The 25291-nt window shown below is 58.2% G+C and carries 19 protein-coding genes; 14 read left to right on the forward strand and 5 right to left on the reverse strand.

Features of this window, described 5'->3' with window-relative positions:
- The first annotated feature begins 9 nt into the window (after positions 1-9).
- The 3 genes from RF819_RS06935 to RF819_RS06945 all read left to right on the forward strand — a co-directional run bounded on the left by RF819_RS06935 (position 10) and on the right by RF819_RS06945 (position 4607).
- Positions 10-2661 carry a PAS domain S-box protein gene (locus RF819_RS06935; protein ID WP_078364305.1) on the forward strand — a complete coding sequence of 884 codons (2652 nt, stop codon included), beginning with the start codon at positions 10-12 and terminating at the stop codon, positions 2659-2661.
- A 265-nt stretch (positions 2662-2926) separates the two neighbouring features.
- Positions 2927-3460 carry a DUF2242 domain-containing protein gene (locus RF819_RS06940; protein ID WP_143541813.1) on the forward strand — a complete coding sequence of 178 codons (534 nt, stop codon included), beginning with the start codon at positions 2927-2929 and terminating at the stop codon, positions 3458-3460.
- Positions 3461-3656: 196 nt separating this feature from the next.
- Entirely contained in the window at positions 3657-4607 is a 951-nt protein-coding gene (locus RF819_RS06945; protein ID WP_242473169.1) for a hypothetical protein, read from the forward strand.
- A 262-nt stretch (positions 4608-4869) separates the two neighbouring features.
- Here RF819_RS06945 and RF819_RS06950 read toward each other — a convergent pair whose 3' ends face one another.
- The 4 genes from RF819_RS06950 to RF819_RS06965 are packed head-to-tail and all read right to left on the reverse strand — an operon-like array spanning position 4870 to position 11764.
- Positions 4870-6291, reverse strand: a complete 1422-nt coding sequence (locus RF819_RS06950) for an efflux transporter outer membrane subunit (protein WP_078364307.1) — start codon at positions 6289-6291, stop codon at positions 4870-4872.
- A gap of 27 nt (positions 6292-6318) precedes the next feature.
- Entirely contained in the window at positions 6319-9561 is a 3243-nt protein-coding gene (locus RF819_RS06955) for an efflux RND transporter permease subunit (RefSeq protein WP_078364308.1), read from the reverse strand.
- A gap of 49 nt (positions 9562-9610) precedes the next feature.
- Complete coding sequence (locus tag RF819_RS06960) at positions 9611-10831, reverse strand: efflux RND transporter periplasmic adaptor subunit (protein ID WP_078364309.1); 1221 nt, start codon at positions 10829-10831, stop codon at positions 9611-9613.
- 24 nt (positions 10832-10855) lie between these two features.
- Positions 10856-11764, reverse strand: a complete 909-nt coding sequence (locus RF819_RS06965) for an alpha/beta hydrolase (RefSeq protein WP_078364310.1) — start codon at positions 11762-11764, stop codon at positions 10856-10858.
- 181 nt (positions 11765-11945) lie between these two features.
- Here RF819_RS06965 and RF819_RS06970 point away from each other — a divergent pair, with 181 nt between their 5' ends.
- The 9 genes from RF819_RS06970 (at position 11946) to RF819_RS07015 (ending at position 21714) form a co-directional block, all read left to right on the forward strand.
- The gene (locus tag RF819_RS06970; RefSeq protein ID WP_078364311.1) at positions 11946-12962 is read left to right on the forward strand and encodes a LysR family transcriptional regulator; all 1017 of its coding nucleotides are present in this window, start codon (positions 11946-11948) and stop codon (positions 12960-12962) included.
- Positions 12963-13285: 323 nt separating this feature from the next.
- Positions 13286-14218 (forward strand): glycine betaine ABC transporter substrate-binding protein OsmF, encoded by a 933-nt coding sequence (gene osmF / locus RF819_RS06980; RefSeq protein ID WP_078364313.1) that lies wholly within the window; start codon positions 13286-13288, stop codon positions 14216-14218.
- Between the two features lie 312 nt (positions 14219-14530).
- Complete coding sequence (locus tag RF819_RS06985; protein WP_158081244.1) at positions 14531-15427, forward strand: ABC transporter permease; 897 nt, start codon at positions 14531-14533, stop codon at positions 15425-15427.
- A gap of 3 nt (positions 15428-15430) precedes the next feature.
- A complete protein-coding gene (locus tag RF819_RS06990) occupies positions 15431-16393 on the forward strand; it encodes an ABC transporter ATP-binding protein (RefSeq protein ID WP_078364315.1) in 963 nt (320 codons plus the stop codon).
- Entirely contained in the window at positions 16390-17148 is a 759-nt protein-coding gene (locus tag RF819_RS06995) for an ABC transporter permease (protein WP_078364316.1), read from the forward strand. Before RF819_RS06990 ends, RF819_RS06995 begins: the two co-directional genes overlap by 4 nt.
- A gap of 233 nt (positions 17149-17381) precedes the next feature.
- Positions 17382-18026: an RpiB/LacA/LacB family sugar-phosphate isomerase gene (locus tag RF819_RS07000; RefSeq protein ID WP_274610619.1), complete on the forward strand. Its 645-nt coding sequence runs from the start codon at positions 17382-17384 to the stop codon at positions 18024-18026.
- 265 nt (positions 18027-18291) lie between these two features.
- Positions 18292-18711: a hypothetical protein gene (locus RF819_RS07005; RefSeq protein ID WP_078364318.1), complete on the forward strand. Its 420-nt coding sequence runs from the start codon at positions 18292-18294 to the stop codon at positions 18709-18711.
- Positions 18712-18838: 127 nt separating this feature from the next.
- A complete protein-coding gene (locus RF819_RS07010) occupies positions 18839-19048 on the forward strand; it encodes a hypothetical protein (RefSeq protein WP_078364319.1) in 210 nt (69 codons plus the stop codon).
- Positions 19049-19392: 344 nt separating this feature from the next.
- A complete protein-coding gene (locus tag RF819_RS07015) occupies positions 19393-21714 on the forward strand; it encodes a hypothetical protein (protein ID WP_143541623.1) in 2322 nt (773 codons plus the stop codon).
- A 165-nt stretch (positions 21715-21879) separates the two neighbouring features.
- Here RF819_RS07015 and glmS read toward each other — a convergent pair whose 3' ends face one another.
- Positions 21880-23748 (reverse strand): glutamine--fructose-6-phosphate transaminase (isomerizing), encoded by a 1869-nt coding sequence (gene glmS, locus RF819_RS07020; RefSeq protein WP_078366816.1) that lies wholly within the window; start codon positions 23746-23748, stop codon positions 21880-21882.
- A 138-nt stretch (positions 23749-23886) separates the two neighbouring features.
- On the opposite strand from glmS, the gene RF819_RS07025 reads away from it, so the two are divergent.
- The gene (locus tag RF819_RS07025) at positions 23887-24786 is read left to right on the forward strand and encodes an EamA family transporter (RefSeq protein ID WP_078364321.1); all 900 of its coding nucleotides are present in this window, start codon (positions 23887-23889) and stop codon (positions 24784-24786) included.
- A complete protein-coding gene (locus RF819_RS07030; protein ID WP_078364322.1) occupies positions 24783-25274 on the forward strand; it encodes an Lrp/AsnC family transcriptional regulator in 492 nt (163 codons plus the stop codon). The genes RF819_RS07025 and RF819_RS07030 overlap by 4 nt, the downstream gene beginning before the upstream one ends.
- Positions 25275-25291 lie beyond the last annotated feature (17 nt).

Here is a 25291-nt window from a genome sequence, read left to right on the forward strand (position 1 = left end):
CTGGTTATTATGGATACACCCATACTATTGACAACGGGCGCACTGCTTTCCACAGCTGCCGCCATTGTCATGTTCGTGGTACTGCTGACCAGGAAGTCGTATCCAGGATTCGGCTATTGGGTGTTTGGCGTGTTGTGCCTTGCTTTGGGTGCTGCCATGTTAATTCCAGGCGCATGGCCTTCAAATTGGTTGATTCGCCTGGCCCGCAATACCCTGCTGGTTGGTGGTCAGATGCTGATACTCCACGGCTTGCTCGTTTTCAGAGAAACGAGCTTCAGTCGGCGCGTCGAATGGCTGTTTTTTATGTCGTTCCTCGCCATCTTTGCATACCTGAGTTTTGATCCGGCAAAGATTGACGCGCGCATTGCCACATATTCAATTTACACCGCGTTAATCTGCTTTGCCACCGTATATATAACGATCCACCGCCGCCCCGGTTATTTTGCATCCAACGATGTGATGCTGGCTGTCTGGCTGGCGGTATACGGCTTGCTGCTGCTCACCCGGTTGGCACAGCAACTCATCAGCCCAGAACAGAGCACCGCTTTCGAAGCCTTGAAGGGACTGGGATCGTTTTACGCCATTGCACAGATACTGACCGTCCAGCTGGTGACGTTGACCTTGATCAGCATGAATTCACAACGCATCGAGTGGGAGTACAAATCCAGTTTGGTGCGAATACGTGAAAGTGAAGAAAAATTCCGCTCCGTCAGTGAGGCTGCAAATGATGCGATTATTTTGCTCGACAACACTGGACGCATCACCTTTTGGAATCGTGCCTCCGAGCGAATGTTCGGCCGCCTGAGTTTGGAGGTTATCGGTCGCCCCCTCATTGATGTGATCGCCCCCAGACGATACAGAGAGGCCTATTTGCCCGTGTTTGAGCCATTCAAACATGGGGCCCCAAACCAGGCCAATGGCAAAACCATAGAACTGACCGCGCAAACCAGTCGCGGTGCAGAGTTCCAAATAGAAATTTCACTCTCTGCGGTGCAGCAGAAAGAAGAATGGGGTGCTGTGTGCATAGTGCGTGATATTTCGGAGCGCAAGCGACACGAAATCGCACTGCAGGAGTTGCGGGGGAATCTTGAAGCAACCCTGGACGCGATTCCCGACCTGCTGTTTGAAATCGACCTCAATGGTGTTTATCACACCTATCACTCACCCCGGCTTGACCTGCTGGCAGCTGCACCTGAGCAGCTGATCGGCAAGTCCATCCATGAGGTTCTGCCACCAGAGGCCGCCCGTTGCTGCGCTGCGGCTCTGCAAGAAGCCAATACGAACCAGATTTGCAGCGGTATGCAGATGTTCCTGGACCTGCCGATTGGCCGCAGATGGTTTGAACTGTCGGTGGCCAAGAAACCAACGGCTTCTTGTGAAACACCACACTTCATCGTGATTTCGCGTGACATCACCCAGCGCAATGAGGCGATGTCGATCCTGAAGAACCACCACAGTGAGCTCGAACAACGAGTTGCAGAACGCACGCAGGAGCTCCTGGAAGCCAAAAAAGGGGCAGATGCAGCCAATATCGCCAAGAGCACCTTCCTGGCCACCATGAGCCACGAAATCCGTACCCCCATGAACGGCGTATTGGGCATGGCCAATCAACTGCGCCGCACCGAGCTGACGGCCAAGCAGTCGCATCTGCTGGATCTGATGGAGTCTTCTGGCGCCCACCTGATGGCCATCATCAACGACATTCTGGACCTCTCACAAATTGAATCCGGAAACATCCATTTGGACGAGCGCGATTTCAATCTGCCAGATGTGCTGAACAATGTCACGGCCATCTTCGACTCAAGAATCCGGTCCAAAGGACTGCACCTGGAAGTCCGCATGCCCAGTGCGACTCAGGCGTTCAGAGGTGATCAGGCGCGACTGACCCAGATGATCGTCAACTATGTCGGCAACGCTGTGAAATTCACACCTGAGGGCAACATCACCATCACCTGCCGCCTGCAGGAGGAAACCGAGGACCGCTATCTGTTGCGCATTGAAGTGCACGACACCGGTATCGGTGTGTTGCCCGGACAGATCACAAGAATATTTGAAGCATTTGAGCAGGCGGACCAATCCACGGGACGGGCCTACGGTGGCACAGGTTTGGGGCTGGCCATCAACCGGCGTATTGCACAGCTCATGGGTGGAGATGTGGGCGTGGAGAGTGAGCCAGGCAAAGGCAGCACATTCTGGCTAACCGTGTCCCTGGGTAAACCGATATCACCCGGGCTGCAGGAAACGGATGTGGACAACGCCGAGGACCTCATCCGCAGCGACTACAGTGGCCGTCGCGTCCTGATTGTTGACGATGAACCCATCAACCTGGAACTGGCACGCCTGCTTCTGGAGCAGGCCGGACTGACGGTGGATCTGGCGGAAGATGGTGAACAGGCCTTCCAGTCTGTGGCCTTGCATGATTACGCTCTGGTCCTGATGGATGTGCAGATGCCAGTGACGGACGGCCTGAGCGCCACCAGGTTGATACGCCAGCTTCCGGGAAAAGCGGCAGTTCCTATTCTGGCGCTGACAGGCAATGCTTTCAGCGAAGACCGGCAGCGCTGCCTCGCCGCTGGCATGAACGATTTCATCACCAAGCCCATCCAACCTGCGGTACTGTTTCGCACCATGCTCAGATGGTTGCAGGCACGCCATCCCTGACAGTCTCCACTTCGTCGGCTGAAGGCCTCACCGATACATCACAAACCCACCGGCGGGCACAAGGAGGTGCACCGCGCGCCCGTTGCGTGCCTCTATGGACGTGGTGGTGCCGATTTGCGCTGGATCGGTCGGACAAACCACACGTGTGAGGACTTGTGTCCTCAAGAGCGAAAATAGGGCCTGATTGACCCGTCCTAAACCCGATTTTTGATGCCCAAAGGAGTGCCTGGCTTTGAAATTTGCATGGATACGACGCCACCCTACCCTGTGGCTGGTGGGCCTGGTGAGCTTGTCAAGTGTGCTGACCGCGTGTGGCACGTCCTTGAAGAAGTTCCCGTTGCAGGAGAAATTCGGCTCCACCTCGACCTATTCACGGCTGTTTGACAGCACCCCGGCGCACACCTGCGAGGCCGCCAGAAGGGCCTTGCTGAGCCAGGGCTACATCACCAACATCACCCGCGACGATCTGGTGACGGGGCAAAAAAGTTTTCAGCCCGATGGCGAATCCCACTTGCAGCTGGAGATTCGGGTGGTGTGTGTGCCCGACAGCAAAGACGGGCAAATCAGCCTGGGTTTCGTCACCGCTTTGCAAGACCGTTATGCGCTCAAGAAAAGCAATAACTCGGCGAGTGTCGGCGTGAGCGCCATTGGCTCCGTCTCTCTGCCATTCACCTCCAGCAATGAGTCCATGGTCAAGGTCGGCAGTGAAACCATTGTTTCAGACGCTTTTTACGACCGCTTTTTTGACCTGGTGAAGCAGTATTTGGTGAGCAATGCTGAGCCGGACGAAGCGCCGTAAACATCCTGGTAACGCGGCTGAACCTCTGCTCTGACAAGTTGTCCCCGCAGACTGGGCCCAAAGCTGTGGATAAGGACGGGAACAAGTCGCCAAAGCCGCGCCCCGCTTGAGCTGGCGGGGACTGCTTAAAACATAGGCAGCAGGCTGGTCAACACAGCGGGCTTTCTTTTATACTGTACACATTAACAGTATTTGTATGCGCCCCGCGTCATCCACCCCCAACCCGAACACCGCTTTGAGCCAGGCCCCAGGGGCAGAGACGGCCAAGGAAAGTGGCCCGCAGGCCAGCACGGCCGCTGACACACCTGTCAAACCTTCCCGCAAAACCAGAGTCAAAGCCAAGCCCAAAGCCGACACCGGCACCCAGGCTGCGGCCCCGTCAAACAACCCCAACCCGGCAGCAGCGGCAGATCTGCCGATCCCCCTGAAACGGGTCCACACCCAGCGCCTGCGTGAGGTGTACCGCTCAGCGGGTTGGCCGTATCAAGATGGGGTGGAAGTTGAACTGCTGGCAGCCGGGCTGCTCAGGCGCACCAACAGCGACGCGGGGCACCCCCTGATTGCACTCACCGATGCGGGCATCACCCACCTGGCCCAGGCCACCCAGGGCAACCGCCAGGCCCGCTCAGCACACGAGGCACTGGTGGACAAGGTGGTGCAGGCCATGCTGCGTGATGGCCGCCTGGTCTGGACCGGGCTGAACCTACGCGCCAAGGTGCCAGGGGAGTCTGAAGAGCAATCACGCTGGAAGATGTGCCAGCCCGATGTTTTCTCGATCCGCAACAGCTCACGGCAAGAGTACCTGGAGCCCATCGTGCACGAGATCAAGGTCAGCCGCGCTGATCTGCTGGGCGACATCAAACGCCTCGACAAACGGTCGGCTTATCTGGATGTGGGCGGCCAGTGCTGGTATGTGCTGGGCTGCGACCGCAGCGGTTACCCGATTGCCAAGGCCAACGAAATTCCGCTGGAGTGTGGCGTGATGGTGCTGCAGAACAGCCAGCTGGAGGTGCTGCGTATGGCGCCCAAGCGCATGGTGAGTCAACTGCCATTTGCGGTGTGGATGGCCTTGGCAAAGGCAACGCCGGTGAGGGGAACGGAGCTGGAGCCCTGTCAGGATGCGCTGGGACTCACGGGTGGTGGATGACGGGCTTCTACCCCTTGCAGCCGGTCGCCGCGAACCCAAGCGGCAGGCACACAGGATGCTCACCTTGCACGAATGGCCTTCTGGCACCGAGGTTCCAGACACACCTCCTTTTAAGCGCCAAAACAGCCTCTAGCCCTTATATAACAAGGGTATCTAGCTATTACTTAAGGAGTCGCCCGGAGCCTTGGTTTGCATGGCACCAGGAGCGCGGCGAGGTGACGGCCCCTTGCTACCGAGCCATCGCAAGACCCCAACAGGTTCGTCAGACCCAGCCCCCACCCAAAGCGCGGATCAGCCCGACTGTGGCCTGGTATTGCGCCGCACGCACTTGCAGTGCCTGGCGGCGGTTGCGCAGTTCGCTGCGCTGCGCGTCCAGCAGTTCAAGTTGACTGACAAAACCATTGCGGTAACGTGCGCCCGACAGCTGTGTGGCGCGGCTGCTGGATGCCACTGAGCGCGCCTGCGCCTCAGACTGCTCGGCCAGCAGCCGCAATGACGACAACTGGTCTTCCACCTCCCGAAACGCCACCAGCACCTGCTCACGGTAGCTGGCCAGTGCCATGTCGAGTTCGGCGTTGGCGCTTGACAGACCCGCCTCACGCTTGCCACCGTCAAACACCGGCAGCGAGAGCAGTGCGCCCACACCCCAGGCCCGGGTAGACAGCGAGAACAAGTCCTTGATCTCGGGCGCGGCATAACCGCCATTGGCCGTTAATGAAAAGCTCGGAAACCAGGCGGCTTTGGCCACACCAACGCGTGCTTGGGCGGCCTGCATGCTGCTTTGGGCTGCAGAGATATCGGGCCGGCGTGTCAACACGGTACTGGGCACACCCGCGGGTATCGCGGGCAAGGCCGTCGCCCATTGGGTGGGCGGCACAGAGAAGTTGGAGGCAAGCTCACCGACCAGAACGGCCAGGGCGTGCTCCAGCTGGGCACGGCGCTGGTCCAACGCCAGCACGTCGGATTCTGTGGAGGCCACTTCGGACCGCACTCGCGCCACATCCAGCTCGGCCACATCGCCTTCCCTGTAACGCACTTCGGTGAGCTGCAAGGTGTTGCGGTAGGCCTGCAAGGTATCGCGCACCAAGGTCCGCTCGCTGTCCGTGGCACGCAGGCTCAGATAGGTCTGGGTGACTTCGGCTTGTACCAGCAGTTGTGTGCTGCGCAAGAGGGCATCGCGCGAGCTGGCGTCCAGCGAGGCGGCATCCGATGCCGCCGAGAGCTTGCCAAACAGGTCCACCTCGTAAGACAGGTTGAGGCCGGTGCTGACCACCGTCTGCAGTGTGTTGGCCGTTGTGCTGTTGTTCTGGCGTGCCACGCCGGTGCTCAGGCCCATCTGGAGCGCGCGGCTGGCATCGGTCAGGCCAGCCAAAGCACGCGCCTGTGCCAGCCTGGCGGCCGCCACTTGAATGCTGTTGTTGTTGCGGTTGGCTTGTTCAACCAACTGATCAAGCAGTGGATCGGCGAAGACCTGCCACCACAGGCCTTGCGCCTGTCCTGGCGCGCTCACCGTGGTGGCTGGCGTGTGGGTTGAGGTGACCGTGCCGCCGTTTTCCTTGAACGCGGCAGGGGCGGTTGGCAGGCTGGATGGCGGGATCACCGTGCCAGTGGCACAGCCAGCCAGCACCAGTGCGGCAAGCAGCGGCAACAGTGCAAGATGTCGCTTTAAGGGGGACTGGTTCATGAGGAACTCCTTGGGTGTCATGTCTTGTTATTCGTGGTATCCGATGGCTGCTGCGGGCTGGGCATGACCGGCTGGCCCGCCTGCGGCATGGCTGCCTGCAAAACCGTCCAGATGGGGCACTTCGCCATGTAATTTGAGCGGTCGGTTGCCCGCAAGACGGCGCAGAACCACGTAAAAAACGGGCGTGAGAAACAGGCCAAACGCTGTCACACCAATCATCCCGAAGAACACCGCCACCCCCATGGCAGAGCGCATTTCTGCACCCGCCCCGGTGGACAGCACCAGCGGCAGCACACCCATCACAAAAGCCATGGAGGTCATCAAAATGGGGCGCAAGCGCAGGCGGCTGGCTTCAATGGCGGCCTGCACCGGTGTCCGGTCGGCAAACTCAAGCTCGCGGGCAAACTCCACAATCAGAATGGCGTTTTTGGCAGACAGCCCAACCAGCACCATGAGCCCGATCTGGGTGAACACATTGTTTTCACCCCCTGACAACCACACACCGGTCATCGCCGCCAACAAGCTCATCGGCACAATCAGAATGATCGCAACAGGCAAGGTCAGGCTTTCATACTGCGCCGCCAGCACCAGGAACACCAGCAAAATGGCCAGCGGAAACACCAGCACGGAAGAGTCACCCGCCAGGATCTCCTGGTAGGTCAGCTCCGTCCACTCAAAGCCGATGCCTGTGGGCAAGGTCTCGGCCGCGATACGCTCCACCGCTGCCTGGGCCTGGCCCGACGAATAACCCGGCGCCGGGCCACCACTCACGTCGGCCGAGAGGTAGCCGTTGTAACGCATGGCACGCTCAGGCCCAAAACTGGACTGCACCTTCATCAGCGCCGACAGCGGCACCATCTCGCCGGTGGTGGAGCGCACCTTGAGCAGGCCCACATCTTCAGCACGTGCGCGGTAGGCCGCGTCGGCCTGCACACGCACACTGTAGGTGCGGCCAAACTTGTTGAAGTCGTTGGCATACAGGCTGCCGAGGTAGATCTGCATGGTGTCGAAAATGTCCGTCACCGGCACGTTCAGCTGACGCGCCTTAGTGCGGTCAATGTCGGCATACAACTGCGGCACATTGACCTGCCAGCTGGTGAAGCTGCCCGCGAGTTCGGGTGCCTGCGAGACCTTGGCCATGAAAGCCTTGACCGCCGTGTCCATGACCTCATAACCGAGCGACGCACGGTCCTCCAGCTGCAGCTTGAAGCCGCCTGTTGTCCCCAGGCCCTCCACCGGTGGTGGCGGGAACATCACAATGAAGGCATCCTGAATGCTGCCAAAGGCCTGGTTGAGTTGCCCCGCAACCGCACCGCCGCTCTGGTCTTGGCGGCTGCGTTCGGCAAAGGGCTTGAGCGTGGCAAACACAATGCCCGAGTTGGAGCTGTTGGTAAAACCGTTGATTGACAGCCCCGGGAAGGCAATCGCGTCTTCCACATTCGGGTTCTGCTTCATGAGATCGCCCATGCGCTTGATCACATCCTCGGTGCGGTCCAGCGTCGCACCGTCAGGCAACTGTGCAAACCCAATCAGGTACTGCTTGTCCTGTGCAGGCACAAAACCACCAGGCACCAGTTTGAAGATGCCCACCGTTGCGCCAACCAGCACCATGTACACCACCAGCATCAAGGTCTTGCGCGAAATGGCGCCGGTCACCCCCGTGCTGTAGCCCTCAGCGCCCCGCTTGAATAAACGGTTGAAACCGGCAAAAAAACGGCCTAACACCTTGTCAATACCGCGCGCCAACGCATCTTTGGGCGCGTCGTTGCCCTTGAGTAACAAGGCTGCAAGAGCGGGCGACAAGGTCAGCGAATTGATCGCGGAGATCACGGTCGAGATCGCAATCGTCACCGCAAACTGGCGATAAAACTGACCGGTCAAGCCACTGATAAATGCCAGCGGCACAAACACGGCGACCAGCACCAAGGCGATAGCAATGATGGGGCCCGACACCTCGCGCATGGCACGGTAGGTGGCCTCGCGCGGGGTCAAGCCGCTTTCGATGTTGCGCTCCACGTTTTCAACCACCACGATGGCGTCATCCACCACAATGCCAATGGCCAGCACCAGCCCGAACAGGCTGAGCGCGTTGATGGAGAAACCCAGCAGGTGCAATACCGCAAACGAGCCAACCACCGATACCGGCACAGCCAGCAGCGGAATGATGGACGCACGCCAGGTTTGCAAAAACAAAATCACCACCAGCACCACCAGCGCAATCGCTTCGAGCAAGGTGTGGATCACCGAGGTGATCGATGCACGCACAAACTGTGTCGGGTCGTAGGCGATGCGGTACTCCACACCTTCCGGCATGTTTTTGCCAAGCTCTTCCATCGTTTGGCGAACTTCTGCGGAGATGTCCAGCGAGTTGGAGCCAGGCGCCTGGAACACACCCATGCCAACGGCCTGCTTGTTGTTCAGCAAAGAACGCAGCGCGTAGTCAGCGGCACCCAGCTCCAGGCGCGCGATATCGCGCAGCCGTGTGACAGCGCCGTCAGCACCCGTCTTGACGATGATGTCGCCGAACTCTTCTTCGTTCTGCAAGCGCCCCTGCGCGTTGATCGACAACTGCATGTCCACGCCCTCCAAGCCAGGGGAGGCACCCACAACACCAGCCGCCGCCTGGATGTTCTGGCCACGGATGGCGGCCACCACGTCGCTGGCCGAGAGACCACGTTGCGCGACTTTCTGGGGGTCCAGCCAGACGCGCATGGCGTATTCACCGCCGCCAAAGACCTGCACCTGACCCACGCCCTGGATACGCGCCAGCCTGTCCTTGACATTGAGCACAGCGTAATTGCGCAGGTAGTTGATGTCATAGCGGTCATTGGGCGACACCAGGTGAACCACCATGGTGATGTTGGGTGAACTCTTGACCGTGTTCACGCCCAGTCGCCGCACCTCTTCGGGCAAACGCGGCTCGGCCTGTGCGACGCGGTTTTGCACCATCTGCTGCGCTTTGTCGGGGTCGGTTCCCAACTTGAAGGTGACAGACAGTGTCATCACCCCATCGGTGGTGGCTTGGCTGTTCATGTAGAGCATGTCCTCCACACCGTTGATGGACTCCTCCAGCGGGGTAGCCACGGTCTCTGCAATCACCTTCGGGTTGGCACCCGGGTACTGGGCGCGCACCACCACGGTTGGCGGTGCGACCGCGGGATATTCCGAGATCGGCAGGCCACGCAACGCGACCAGACCGGCAAGCAAAATCAGCAAGGACAACACGCCAGCAAAAATAGGGCGGTCGATAAAAAATTTGGAAAGATTCATGGGGTGTTTCTTGTTCGGGCCAAAAGCGGGCTCAGGTTCAGATGTCCGTTCATGACTTCGCTGCCACCCACACAGGCTTGTTCAGCTCAGCCTTGGCACTCATTTCCACGAGCTGTGGCGCGACCAGCGAGCCCGGACGAATACGCTGCAGGCCGTTGACAACAATGCGCTCATTGGCCTCCAACCCCTGTTTAACGATGCGCAGGCCGTTGACAGACGCGCCCAACGTGACTTCGCGGTAGATAGCTTTGTTGTCGGCGCCGACTACCAGCACGAATTTTTTGTTCTGATCGGTGCCCACTGCACGTTCATTGATCAACAGCGCCGTGCCCTGGGTGGCCTGGCCCATGCGAATACGTGCAAACTGGCCGGGCATCAGCTGGCCGTCCGGGTTATCGAACACGGCCCGGGCGCGGATCGTGCCGCTTTTGGGATCCACCTGGTTGTCCACCAACTGCAGCCGCCCTTCGAAGGGTGTGTCGGTGCTGGCCGCCGTACCCATTTGCACGGGGATCCGGTCGAGCTTGCGCACACCCTTCACACCAACGTCTTTTAATGCTTTGGCGACCACCTGCTCGTCGGCATCAAAGCTGGCATAAATCGGGCTGACCGATACCAGGGTGGTCAACACCTGCGCACCCGGGCCGGCAGCAACCAGGTTACCCACCGTCACTTCCAGCTTGCCAACGCGCCCCGCCACGGGTGCCCGAAGCTGCGTGTAACCCAAGCTGAGTTGGGCGGCTTGCAGGGCCGCCTGGGCCGCACGCAAATTGGCATCAGCTTCACGCTGACCGTTGACACGTTCATCAAGTTCACGTTTGGAGATCGCCTGTTCACTCCAGAGACGTTGTGAACGTTCCTGCTCCCCCCTGGCTTGTGCAACCCGGGCCTGTGCGGCCATCACCTGGGCCTCGGCACGCTGCACCTCGGCAGCATAGGGCGCCGGGTCAATGGTTAACAGCAACTCACCTTTTTTGACCAGCGCACCTTCACGGAAGTGCACGGTCTGGAGTGTTCCTGCCACTTGCGAGCGGATGTCAACTCGCTCCACAGCCTCGAGTCGGCCTGAAAACTCGTCCCAGGCTGCCACCTCGCTTTGCACGACGGTGGCCATAGAGACGGGTGTTGCAGGTGCCTGTGATGGCCCTCCAGGCTGAGCCTGGGACTTAGATACCCCAAACATGACGGTGGCCGCGCCGATCACGGCAAGAGTCGCGAGAGCCAGAACGAGCAGTCGGCGTCGAGAAGGGTGAAGTTGAATGGTTGGCATGGCAAAGATCCTCAATGAGTGAAATTACGAAACTGAAATGGGAAGCGAACAAACGGGCTTGCGCGAGGAGTCGACCTCGGCAGCGCCCAGGAAACTGTGGAAGAAGTCGGAAAACTGTTGCTGCACAGCAGCACCCCAGGTCGCCTGCTGGCTGGTGGCTTGCCGATAACTGGCTGGCCAGCCCGTCGGCCCAGGCAGCACAACGGCTTGCACAGCCCTCCCGGCTGCACCAAGACGATTGGCATAAGCCTGCGCTTCATCGCGCAGCGGGTCGTCCTGCGCGGTCAGCAACAAGGTCGGTGGCAAGCCAGACAAGCGCATCGCGTTGCCCGGAGCGGCATAGGGATGGCACGCCTGCTCCAGGCGTGACAAGTACTGGCGCCAACCATCTGCCCAGGGACACCCAACTCGCCCTGCATTCACACATCTCAAAGACGCGGTGGCCAGAATCGGGTCCAGCATCGGAGAAAGCAAAATTTGTCCGGCCAGCACCGGCTGCTGCCGGTCGCGCGCCATCAATGCCACAGCGGCCGCCAGGTTGCCACCCGCTTCTTCACCGGCCACAAACAGTGATGTACTCCTGCCGACCAACTTGTGCCGGGCTTTCCAGGCCCACACCAACGCTGCATATCCAGCCTCAACCGCCAAAGGAAACGGCTGGGCAGGTGCCAATGGATAGTCCAGGGAAATCACAACAGCCCCCGCTTGAGCCAGCAGGCGCGCAACACAGGTGCCGGTGTCGAGTGAACCGGCCACAAAAGCACCCCCATGGAAATGGACCACCAGGGGCATCGACCCCGCATCAAGCACTGCCCTGCGATGGCTGTAAATGCGCACCCCCAGAAGCTGGTTCGACGGTGTGTTGATCTGTTTGTCCACCTCCAGCAGCCGGTCGGTCGGCAGATCTGCAGAGGTGGGATGAATGCTGTGCATCGGGTTAAGCCGTCAGGCGGCACCTGTTTGTTGCGATGCGGCAGAATGTAAAGTCAGCAATGGAAACAATAAATAGCCGGTTTGCTTATACTTTGTTTCACCAAAGAAACAATCGGCCGGCAACCCATCTGGTTTACCCGTTCAACCCTTTGAGGTTCGCCCTCAACCCCACAGGAGTCCCGTGGACAAGTTCTCTGCCATGCAGGCGTTTGTGCGTGTCGTGGAGGCTGGTACTTTTACCAAGGCCGCCGATTCGATGCACCTGCCCAAAGCCACCGTCACCCGCCTGATCCAGGATCTGGAAAAAGAGCTGGAAACCAAGTTGCTCAATCGGACAACCCGCAAAGTCACCGTGACTGTTGATGGCGCGTCCTACTACGAGCAAGCCTGCCGCCTGCTGGATGAGGTGCATGAGCTTGAGGCCAGCATGTCGCGCGCCAAAGCCAGCCCACGCGGCAAGTTGACGGTGGACGTTCCGTCGTCTTTGGGGCTGGCCGTCATCATTCCTTCGCTGCAGGACTTCTACGCGCGTTATCCAGACATTCAGTTGCATCTGGGTGTCAGCGACCGACCAGTCGATCTGCTGGCGGAGAACGTGGACTGCGTGGTCCGCGCTGGTGCCATCACCGACCAATCCCTCGTGGCTCGGCGAATTGGTGAGTTCTACATCATGGCGTGTGCTTCTCCGAGCTACCTCCAACGCCACGGTGTGCCGCAACACCCGGATGAACTCAAAAACGGGCATCGGACCATCGGTTATATGTCGCCTCTGACAGGCAAACTGTTTTCTCTCAAGATGCAAAAGGATGGCGAGCTGACTGAGGTTGGTGGGCAACACCAACTTGCGGTGAATGATTCCAGCGCGGCCGTCGTGGCGGGTCTGTCGGGTCTGGGTGTCTTGTTTACCTCGACATTCATGGTGCAGCAGCACATCAGCAGCGGTGCGCTGGAGCCCTTGTTCACCGGCTGGTGCACCGAAGCCAAACCGATCTACATCGTCTACCCGCCAAACCGGCACCTCAGCAACAAGGTACGCGTCGTTGTGGACTGGATTGCCGAGTTGTTTGCCCAACATGATTTGATGAACCGCAAAAGTTCTTTGCCCCCAGAGATGTGCAGCGCATGGACAGCGGCTAAGGAGTCATCGGTGGTCATGCCCACAAATGCACAACGGGAACAAGTTGCGGAGACTGCCTGAATTACCCGGGAGTTGAGGTGGCTCTCTGTATGCTGGAGGCCTCGTATGAGCTTCGGCCGACCGATCAACGCTCACACCTGATTGTTGTGAATGAAGCATCTTTGCGGTGGCACCTGCTCCATCTCAATAACAACTACCATGCGGTACACCACGCGCGTCCGGAGTGGCCTTGGTACCAGATTTCTACCCATTGCCACGCCGACCGTACTGGTTATTTGGAACCAAACGGAGGTTTTGGATACCCGGCTACGCTTGGTGGATTCGCTACCGTTTGCGGCGGCCTGGTTCGATTCCGATGTATTTCACTTCAACAAGGACACAACATGACAGCTTCAATTTCACGTCGGGCGTTGACCTTGGTTTCGTTGGCGTCAGCGCTGCTCATAACGTCTGCCTGGGCACAAGAAACACCAGTGCGCGTCGGCTCCAAAATCGACACAGAAGGTGCATTACTCGGCAACATCATTGTTCAGGTACTAGAAGCGCATGGCATCAAAACCGAAAACAAGGTACGCCTGGGCAATACAAAAATAGTGCGCAGTGCCCTCGTCGCCGGGGAAATCGACATCTATCCCGAATACACCGGCAATGGTGCCTTCTTTTTCTCGGACGAGAAAAATCCTGCCTGGAGAAATGCCCAAGCTGGTTTTGATCTGGTCAACAAGCTCGACTCTGAGACGAACAAGATTACCTGGCTGGCTGCGGCACCAGCCAACAACACCTGGGCCATTGCGATCCGCAAAGACGTGGCCAACACCAACAAGCTCAAGACGCTGGCAGACTTGGGCCGCTGGTTGTCCAGTGGCGGCAAGTTCAAGCTTGCCGCATCGGCTGAATTCATTGAACGCTCGGACGCCCTCCCCGCTTTCCAGACCGCCTACGGCTTCAAGCTCAGTCAGGATCAGCTGCTAACCCTGGCGGGCGGTGACACGTCCGTGACGATCAAGGCGGCCGCCGAAAACACCTCTGGCGTGAACGCGGCAATGGCCTATGGAACGGATGGGCCCGTTGCCGCACTGGGATTGGTGATTCTTGATGACCCCAAGGGCATCCAACCTGTTTACGCACCGGCACCCATCATTCGCGCGTCCGTCCTTGCAAAGAACCCCAAAATAAAAGACATATTGGCGCCTGTCTTCAAAACCTTGGACGGCCCAACACTGCAGTCCCTCAATGCGAAGATTGCGCTTGAAGGCCAGGATGCCAAAAAAGTTGCTGCCGATTACTTGAAAGCCAAAGGCCTTCTCAAGAGCTGAGCATGGCCAATGTCTGCACCCATGTCGCGTTTCTCCAAACCGTCTTCTCTGGTGATATTGGTGCTGCTTGCCTTGCTGGTTCTGACTGGCCTGCCGCTTGTCAGTGCGGCACCAAACCGTTTGCTTAGCGGCCACGGGCTGAGCCTTTGGACAGTTTCTGAGTCAACGGGCTCTCTCTGGAAAGAGAGCCTGCTGGCGCTAAGCTTTGTCACCGTCGTCGCCATGGTTGGACTCTGCCACAGGTCTTGGCAGAGATTTTTTTCTGCACTTGTATTGGCGGCTCTTGCTTCTGGCTGGTGGTGTCTGACTGCCATGTCGGGGCAATTTGCCGCCGCAGCAAACACACAGACCGACGGTTTGGGCCGCATTGCTTTGTCGAGTGGCTACTGGCTGACGGTACTGATCGCATGGCTAGCCGCAAACGATGCCTTGCGGCGTGTTCAGGCCACAACATGGGCACGCTACCTCTACTGGTTGACGGTGCTTGCAGGGTTGGCGGGGCTGCTGGCCCACGGCACACTTGACAGCCTGTCTCTACTCAAAGAATTCGCCAACCGCCAAGACGATTTTTGGCGAGCACTTGGGCAACATATTCACATCATCACCCTCGTCACCTTTTTCACCTTGGTGATGGGTTTGCCCCTGGGGGTGGCCATTCACCGACATCCCGCTTGGGCCAGCCGAGTCTTTCCCCTGTTGAACCTTGTCCAGACCATTCCTTCCATTGCCCTGTTCGGCCTGTTGATCGCTGTGCTGGCGTGGTTTGGAAAGTTGTTCCCATTGCTGCCTGCCTGGGGTTTACAGGGAATAGGACTGGCACCCGCTGTGATGGCATTGACCTTGTACTCGCTGCTGCCTTTGACACGAAGCACCAGCGAAGGACTCAGCCAACTGCCAAAGGCCTTGACCGAATCCGGCAAAGCCATGGGCTTGTCAAACAGCCAATTGTTCTGGCAGGTAGAGTTGCCGCTGGCGTTTCCGGTGATTCTGTCGGGTCTGAAAGTGATGCTGATCCAGACCATTGGCTTGACCGCAGTTGCCGCCCTGATTGGTGCGGGCGGACTCGGTTCTTTGATGTTTGAGGGCTTGTTTAGCAGCGCGCTGGATCTGGTGGTGCTGGCCGTGATCCCCATCGTGGTGCTGACCTGGCTGGCCAACGGTATTTTCATCATGCTGACGGCCATCTCCCGCCAATGGATTCGGGGCTAGGTCATGATTGAATTTGACAATGTGAGCAAGGTTTATGGTGGCCATCCTGCCGTTACCGATCTGAATTTGTCGATTGGGCAAGGCGAGTTTGTGGTCCTGATTGGGCCGTCGGGCTCGGGCAAGTCCACCACCTTGCGCATGATCAACCGCTTGGTGGAGCATGACCGGGGCCGCATCCGCTTCGCGGGCCGCGAGATCCGTGATTTCAAACCCGAAGATTTGCGCAGGCGCATGGGGTATGCCATTCAGTCGGTGGGCTTGTTCCCGCATTGGACTGTCGAAAAAAATATCGCTACCGTGCCGCGCTTGCTGGCCTGGCCCAAAGACAAAATCAGAGCTCGGGTTCATGAGCTTCTGGAGCTGCTGCAGTTGCCACACGCTGAGTTCGCCAAACGCTACCCGCATGAACTGTCGGGTGGTCAACAACAGCGTGTAGGTGTCGCCCGTGCCCTGGCTGCTGACCCAGAGATTCTGTTGATGGATGAGCCCTTTGGCGCACTGGACCCGGTGACCCGCATCGTGATGCAGCGAGAACTCAAGCGCATTCATGCGCTTGCAGGCAAAACCATTGTGATGGTCACCCACGACATCGATGAAGCGCTCTTTCTTGCCAGCCGCGTGGTGTTATTGAAGGACGGGCAAATTGTTCAAGATGGCACACCGCTTGAATTGTTCTCACACCCGGCCAGTGATTTTGTTGTGGACTTCCTGGGTCGGGCAGAGTTGGGCATCAAGCGCTTGGGGCTCGGGTCCGTCCGCGAACATCTGCGTCCAGGACGTCCAACGGTTGGCAAAGCAATTTCCGTTGACGCCAGTCTGAGAGAGGCACTTTCTGCCTTCATCGTGCAAGGCACGCCGATCCTGCCAGTGATCAACACCAACGGCAGCCACGCCGGAGAAATGCACTTCTCCGATCTCTTGCTCCCCCGAAAAGATGCAGATCCAACCAAGGATCAGTCCGCATGAACAAACGGGCAGCAAAAGACAACAGCCTGAGAACGACGGTCGTTCTGGTCACGCTGCTCATCCTGCTTGCGCTGTTCATGACGGAGTTGGAGCCGGTATTTCACCACTTGTTTGCCATGCAAGAACGGCCCATGTACCGGCAAGAGTCTTTCATCAATTTGTTGGGCGCCCATGTGGCGCTGGTGCTGGTTTCTAGCGGTTCTGCCTTGGTATTGGCGCTGGCTGCAGGCATCTGGGTCACTCGCGCGGGTGGGCGCGAGTACCAAAGCACGGTGGAGTCGCTGGTGGCCATGGGCCAAACCTTCCCGCCGGTGGCCGTGCTGGCATTGGCAGTCCCTCTGATCGGATTTGGCGAACGGCCTGCCTACATTGCACTGGCTCTATACGGTCTGTTGCCGATGTTGCAAGCGGTGATCGCGGGGCTGGACTCCACGCCGGAAGCTGTGGTGGATGCGGCCAGGGGCCTGGGCTTGAGCCAGTGGCAGGTCTTTCGATCTGTAGAATTGCCGCTGGCAGCGCCAGTGATTCTGGCGGGGATACGCACCTCGGTCACGATCAATATCGGCACCGCTGCCATAGCCGCTACTGTGGGTGCCCAAAACCTGGGTTCGCCGATCATCATTGGTCTGAGTGGTTTTAATACGCCCTACGTTCTGCAAGGCGCCCTGCTCACGGGTCTTCTTGCCATTACCACGGACTGCGCATTTGAGTTTTTGTCCCGTCGCACACAACGCTGGAAACTGGCAGCTCAGTAGCGATTGCAACCGGCGTACCACTTGCTGATGCGACGCTGGCAGCGTCATCGGCACAACATAGCGCGCGTCGGGCAGACCCACAGCGGTTTGATCTAGGACGCCTTGGTGGTCCGGCCTGAATACGGTCGGCAACCGCACCGCCTTCTAGGGTGCTGGCAAAGAACAGCGTTTTGGTTCATCTGGAAAAAGGTGAGCCACGTAAAATCGGCTGCTATTTAATCTGCATGAAAGCAATGACAATGAAAATCGCCCTGATCAATGAAAACAGCCAAGCTGCCAAGAACGAGATCATCTTCAATGCACTCAAGACTGTCGTCGAGCCCATGGGACACACCGTTTTCAACTACGGCATGTACGCGGCTGATGACAAGGCTCAGCTCACCTACGTGATGAACGGTGTACTGGCCGCCATTTTGCTCAACTCCAAGGCTGCTGATTTTGTGGTGACTGGCTGTGGTACCGGTATGGGCGCCATGCTGGCCTGTAACGCCATGCCCGGCGTGCAGTGCGGCCTGGTGATCGACCCGACGGACGCCTTCCTGTTTGGCCAGATCAACGATGGCAATGCCATCTCGATGCCCTACGCCAAAGGCTTTGGCTGGGCTGCCGAACTGAACCTGCAAGATTGTTATCGCAAACTGTTTGAAGGCGAGCGCGGTCTGGGCTACCCCAAAGAGCGCGCAGCCATCATGGCCAAAAACCGGGGCATCTTGTCGCAAGTGAAGGCCGTTTCCTGCAAGGACATGCTGACCGTCCTGAAAGAAATCGACCAAGACCTGTTGAAGGCCGCCATCGCTGGCGACAAGTTCCAGGAATATTTCTTCGCCAATTGCCAGGATGATGCCATTGCGGCCTACCTGAAGACTGTGCTGGCCTGATTCTTTGGTTGCAAGTGAAGGGGAGCCAGACGGCTCCCCTTTTTTATTGCCAGTTCGCGCCGAGGCGTTAGACCTTTGCGGCATCGCAGATATCGCGATAGCCACCTCGATACAAGACCCTGCGAAGGTCACCCCGTGCAGGCCAGCTTCAGCGCCAAGCTTTGAGCTTTTGCCAGAGGCATGTTTGGCATTGGTCTCGATATGATGGCCGTCAGACCCCGATGCGACCAGGCAAGCTGCGGGTTTCAAAGAAAAGGAAAACAAGATGCTTCTAACTGATATCGCCGTCGAGCACACACGGGTGTCCAAACAGAATGGGGTGCGGCAGACTTTCGTGCTGCATCCGTTTACCGATACGCAGCGAGACACGCTGGGCAAATTCGAGATCGTTCGTGACATTCGTGAGCCAGGGCTCAAAGAAGTGAAACGATCAACCTTCGTGACGTTTCAACAACTGGCGGAGTTGTATGCAAAAGGCGTGCTCGATGAGTTCGGTTTTTCCGTTCGCATGTGTCCGGGTCAGGGCACCTACCCCGCTGCAAATCCCACCAAAAAGATACTGCCAACCAGCATCCGGCCAGGCTCACCGTTCGACCTGGCTGTTCAACAGGTGGACGTTTCAAAACCTGCTACTCGCGAATTGAGAACAGCCTTACTGCGCACCCACGTCAAACTTGAAAGGTGATGACACCAACGAATGGCCTGCCCACCCTAAAAAGCCAATCACTCCAAGCCACTTGGCCTGATCCTGGCTGTCACGGTATGGGGTGCGAAACAACTCAAAAAATGCGCCATCAGATAAGGGAGTACCCGTGAATCCATCCGTTGCCCATGCCGAACTCATCGCCACATTCAAGCGGGCGCAGGCAGATGCTGATCACAAATTTGGATTGATCAAAGCTGCTGCGCAAAAGGGCCCCAAGGCCATCCAAGCGGCCACCGAAGCAGCGGCAAAAGCAGCCAAACGCAGGGACTCGTATGCCAAGAAGCTGGCTGCCTTAGGTGTGAGCATCGAGGATTGAGCGGGGCCAAGCCTGCTGACCGACATCAGTCATTGGCGACGACCCCCAACTGGCCACAGCTGGCGCTGCTGTCACCTGCTGAAACAATGAAAGTTGTTGTGTTGACGACTTGAATTGCGCGGAACAGCAGTCGCCCCGTTACTGTCGTTCTGCAATAGGCCATTGACCAGTGTTAGCGCAAGGCTTCAACGAAATGGACGGCGGTGAAGCCCATTCGTCAGGACGCAAATTACTGGTTCGAATGGCCAGCCTAAGTCTGGCATCTCCCACGCACATACCTGGCTCATCTATCGAACCGGGAAAAGTCCAGGGCATACTGTCCCGAAAATCAGACGGAGAGGATGATGGTCAAGAAGAAAAATCCACGCAAGCCAAAAAAGGCGAAATCGAATTCCGCGCGGGGGCCCTTTATGGTTGGCCATCCTCTGAATGGCTTGCCTTCTAACATACGTCGGCAATTCGTATTGGAATCTGTAGCTAGAAGCAAAGCCAAGTATGCTGAGCTCCTGCCAAAGCTTCTCGAAAGCGTATCCAGGCTTGCCCCCCTGCACTCAGTTGCGTTGATGTCCACCTACGGGCTAATGGGGGCGGCGGAAAGGCAGGACAAAGCAGTCGGCAAGGGTTGGAAGCCGAGAATTCAGCAAGGCCACGTGGAGTATTTGCAGGCTCTGTGCTTGCGACACCCAATTGATCTTGAGAACAGCCACTTCCCAGCCCCTCCCGATATCCAAAACTACTTCGACTGGATACCTGCGCTTTTTGAAGCTTCACAACTCATTCGCCACCCAGGAGTTGCTGCAGAAGGAGAGAATGAAATCACTTCCCAAAATCGCATGGCGATCGCTGGAGTACAGGAATTCATTCGTGGGCACACTTCAGTTGTGCGGAACTGGGGGTATTTCAAGAACGTTACGAGAATCTCGAGGGCACTATTTGAACGCATCGACGAACCATTTAGCCGAGTTTTTGGACTCAAACTCACTAAAGTCATCGACATATTCGAAAGCCTAGTTCGCCAACAAGAAGATCGAATCAACGATCATCGCGAAAAAATCCATCAGGCATTTGCTCGCAAGCCATCCCAAGGCGCCATGGTGGATGCGTTCTTTGCGGCGTACCCTGAGTTCCACGGCGAACTCGCTGAGTTTAGAGCCCGGCTCACTGCACCTGGTGTGTCCATGCAAGAGGCGTTTGGCCGCATTCTTGCAATGACCGATAGGCTAGTCGCGCAGCTTCTCATCATCGATTGCGAAAAACTCGGGCCAGAGCATAACGTCGACCCCAAGGTTCTTGGCACTTTTTTCAATTGGCTCAGCATAGGCCTAGGCGACTTGGACGAAGTTGACCCAGAAGCGCTATTTCTCGACAACCCTGTTTGGCTCAGGCCCCTTATCTACTTCAGCCGCAATAGCTATTTCTGTGCGCTTCCTCAGACGCTCATGAGTTTTGTTTTCCCCATCGTGGACGAATTGATTCACCCGTATCCAGATCTGGCAAAGAAGCTGAGCTTGGCACGGGCGTCGTTCCTCGAAGACGAAGTGGCAGCCCTATTCGAAAAGGGACTTCCTGGCGCTCAGCTCAGTCGCGGGTTTAAGTGGAGAGAAGGCAGCCAGCAGTTTGAAAGCGATCTGGTGATTCGCTATGACACAACGATATTGCTCGTGGAAGCGAAGTCCGGGAAGGTTTCCTGGCCTGCCCTCAGAGGCGCGCCAGCAAGAATGATTGACCATATACGCACTTTGATTGTCGAGCCCTCCGACCAATCGGGAAAGCTCGCCCAGCGCCTGCAAGAAGACATTGAACGTGTGCGGGGCGGTAGACCCACTCAGCTTCGGTTTCCCCTGCCAATGGAAGGAATAACCTGCGTCGTGCGTCTTTCGGTCACGCTCCATGACTTTGCCACTCTTCAAAGCGTTCCCGGAATGCTCGCCGAGGCGGATGTCCTCAAAAATACGTTTCCCTTAGCTCCATGCATGTCTCTGGCCGACCTGGAAACCGTGCTCGACCTCTTTGACGAGCCACATGTCCGTCTGCATTACTTGCGCCGTCGCGCTGAGCTTCTTTTTAAGATCAATACGATAGGGGACGAGCTCGATATGCTTGGCTTCTACTTGGACACATCGCTGGACGTTGGCGCTATGAGCAAGGAGCGCAACACCTTTTTGCTGACCGGCTACTCGAAGAAAGTAGACCGCTACTACACGCTGCTCGATGAAGGTATTCGGATTCCAAAACCTCAGCCCAATATTTCCGCTTGGTTCACGCGCCTTTGCGAGCAGCTATCTAAAAGAAAGCACCCCGGATGGAGCGAGATAGCGTGTGCCTTGCTCTCAGTGTCACCTACCGATCAAAGGACCATTGAACGGCGCGTTCGGAAAATCAGCGCGAAAGTAAAGGTCGGGAAGATGCCCAAGGACGACCACGACGCCATATTGAGCATTCCTCCGGCTGGAATGAAACAAGCACTTGCCTTTCTGGTAAAGCGTAGCGATGGAGTGGGCTACGGAGCGGACTCACAGAACATTGCAAAAGCATCTTTTGAGACTCCTTACGTGGAAAAAAGCATTGTCATCGTGGTTGATGCGATGTCTGACGAGCTTACATATCTGAGCGCTGGACTGTTCATAGCCAACGAGCGAAACCCAAACATGACGGTTTTCTTGTGAGAAACACAACTGTATATTCCAGTTCCATCTTCGATTGGGACCAAGACGGGAGCGCTCGTGTAACCGAGGTCCGCCCCTAGCCCACAGCAGGCACTACTGTCACCTGCTGAAGAAGCAATAATTTATTTTGTTTACGACTTTAACTACGCGGAAGACCGGTCACACCTACTCCACCGTCACCGACTTCGCCAAATTACGCGGCTTATCAACATCCGTCCCGCGTGCACAAGCGGTGTGGTACGCCAGCAATTGCAGTGGAACCACGTGCAGCATGGGTGACAGTTCACCGTAGTTTTCAGGCATACGAATCACATGCAGGCCCTCGGCGCTTTCAATCTTGGAGTCGGCGTCGGCCAGTACATACAACACACCACCCCGTGCACGCACCTCGTGCATGTTGCTCTTGAGCTTTTCCAGTAGCGCGTCGTTGGGCGCCACGGTGACCACCGGCATGGCGCTGGTCACCAGTGCCAGCGGGCCGTGTTTGAGTTCACCGGCCGGGTAGGCCTCGGCGTGGATGTAGCTGATTTCTTTGAGCTTGAGGGCGCCTTCCAGCGCAATCGGGTAGTGCAGCCCTCGGCCCAGGAACAGCGCGTTTTCCTTGGCGGCAAAGTCTTGCGCCCAGGCGATCACCTGCGGCTCCAGCGCCAGCACAGACTGCAACGCGGCGGGCAGGTGGCGCATGGCCTTGATGTGGCGCACTTCCTCAGCCTCGCTGAGCAGGCCACGGGATTGCGCCAGCGCCAGCGTCAGCAAAAACAGCCCGGCCAGTTGCGCGGTGAAGGCCTTGGTAGAGGCCACACCTATCTCGACGCCAGCGCGGGTGATGTAGGCCAGCTCACACTCGCGCACCATGGCGCTTGTGGACACGTTGCAAATGGTCAGGGTGTGTTGGGTGCCCAGGCTTTGTGCATGGCGCAGCGCGGCCAGGGTATCGGCGGTTTCGCCCGACTGGCTGATGGTGACCACCAGGGTGCGTGGGTTGGGCACCGAGTCGCGGTAACGGTATTCGCTGGCCACCTCGACCTGGGTCGGGATCTTGGCAATGCTCTCGAGCCAGTACTTGGCGGCGCAGCCGCTGTAGTAGCTGGTGCCACAGGCCAGGATCAGTACCGAGTCAATCTCTTTGAACACGCGGGCAGCGCTGGCGTTTGCGCCGTCAAACAGCTCGGGCTGGATGTGGTTGACACCTTCGAGCGTGTCGGCAATGGCGCGCGGCTGCTCAAAAATCTCTTTTTGCATGTAGTGGCGGTACGGGCCCAACTCGGCCGCGCCACTGTGGGCATGCACGGTTTTGACCGGGCGCTGGGCGGGCGTGAGGGGTTTGAAGGCCTTGTCCACCAGCCAGTATTTGCCAAGCTGGATGTCGACCACGTCGCCCTCTTCCAAGTACACGATCTGGTCGGTGACACCGGCCAGCGCCATCGCATCACTGGCAAGGTAGTGCGCCTGGTGGTCTGGCCCCACACCCAGAATCAGCGGCGAGCCGGCGCGGGCGCCAATCAGGCGATGCGGCTCGTCCTTGCAGAACACCGCAATGGCGTAGGCACCACGCAGCGAGCCCAGCGCGGCTTTGACGGCCTCAAACACATCACCGTCATACAGGCTGTCGACCAGGTGGGCGATGACTTCGGTGTCGGTCTGGCTCTGAAACACATATCCCTTGGCCTGCAGGCTGGCACGCAGCTCGTCATGGTTTTCAATGATGCCGTTGTGCACCAGCGCAATACGACCGGGGCGGCTGGCGGCGTCAGCCCCTGGGCCATGGCTGAAATGCGGGTGGGCGTTGTGCACTGCCGGGGCACCGTGGGTCGCCCAGCGGGTGTGGGCGATACCGGTGGTGCCCTCCAGATGGGTGGTGGCGATCTGGTCCATCAGCTCCGACACACGGGCGGTGCTACGGGCGCGCTGCAGGCCGTTGGCGTACACCGCCACACCACAAGAGTCATAACCCCGGTACTCCAGCCGGGACAAGCCCTGCACCAGAATGGGAACGATGTTTTGCTGGGATACTGCACCGACGATGCCACACATGAGCTGCTCCAAAAAAGTGATGGGCTGCATCGTAGAAGCTCACACAAGAAATATGCAGTCTATTTGTCACACTATTTGACTCAAAATTTCACAAAACAAGATGTGTGTTTAAATATTTCATAAATAGAGTTTTCATGAATGAATAAATCACTCTCTCTGCGCCATTTTTTGCTGGCGCTGGCCGTGGTGGCGGTCTGGGGCAGCAATTTTGTGGTGATCAAGCTGGCGCTGGGCCAGATGCCGCCGCTGCTGTTTGCCACGCTGCGCTTCCTCATGGTGGTGGTGCCGATGGTGTTTTTGATACCGCGCCCGGCGGTGCCCTGGCGCAATCTGGCGGCCTACGGGCTGCTGATTGGTGTGGGGCAGTTTGGGCTGCTGTTTGTGGCGATGAACGGGCACATTTCGCCGGGGCTGGCCTCGCTGGTGATCCAGGTTCAAGTGTTTTTCACGATCGGGCTGGCCATGGCGCTGGCGGGTGAAACGCTGCAGCGGGTGCAATGGCTGGCGCTGCTGCTGGCGGCCGGTGGCCTGGGGGTGATCGTGGTCCACACCGACGGCAGCACCACCCTGCTGGGCCTGGGGCTGGTGTTGCTGGCAGCCTTGTCCTGGGCCGGTGGCAACCTGGTGAGCCGCGCTGCCGGGCGCATCAACATGGTGGCGTATGTGGTGTGGTCCAGTCTGTTTGCGGTGCCGCCGCTGGCTGTTTTGTCACTGTGGGTAGAGGGCTGGCCCGCGCTGTTGGCCGGGCTGCAACATGCCGATGCGGTGGCCTGGGCCGCCGTGGCCTGGCAGGCCTGGGGCAACTCGATCTTTGGTTACGCCGCCTGGGGCTGGCTGCTGAGCCGCTACAGCGCGGCCACCATCACCCCGATGGCGCTGCTGGTGCCGCTGTTTGGCATGGGATGTTCGGCCTGGTGGCTCGGCGAGAGCCTGCCGCCCTGGAAACTGGGTGCTGCCGCGCTGGTAATGGCCGGGCTGGCGCTCAACCTGCTGTGGCCCATGTTGCGCCAAAAACTCTTGAAGCGACCCGCCCCATGAGCGCCCTGACACTCGACAACATCGATCTGCAGTTACTCGCCCAGCTGCAAACCAACACGGCTTTGTCTAACCAGGAACTGGCCGAGCGGGTCCATGTGTCGCCGCCCACCTGCCTGCGCCGGGTCAAACGCCTCAAAGATACCGGCTTGATCGAGCGCGAGATCGCGGTGCTCAGCACCGACAAACTCGCCAGCGAGCTTGGCCACGGGCTCACCGCCGTGGTGGAGATCACGCTGGACCGCCAGGACCAGGCCGCGCTGGAGGCCTTTGAGCAGCGGGTGGCACCCATCGATGCGGTGCAGCAGTGTTACCGCGTTTCCCCTGGGCCGGACTTCTGCCTGGTGGTGCACGCCGCCAACATGCCCGACTACCTGGCGCTGACCCAGCAGCTGTTCACCGCAGATGCCAATGTGCGCAATGTGAAGAGTTTCTTCAGCCTCAAACGCAGCAAGTTTGGTGCGAGCCTGCCTTTACCCGAATCGCTCTAACTTATAAGCCTTTTCGG

Source organism: Rhodoferax fermentans, from assembly GCF_002017865.1.
Lineage (GTDB): Bacteria > Pseudomonadota > Gammaproteobacteria > Burkholderiales > Burkholderiaceae_C > Rhodoferax > Rhodoferax fermentans.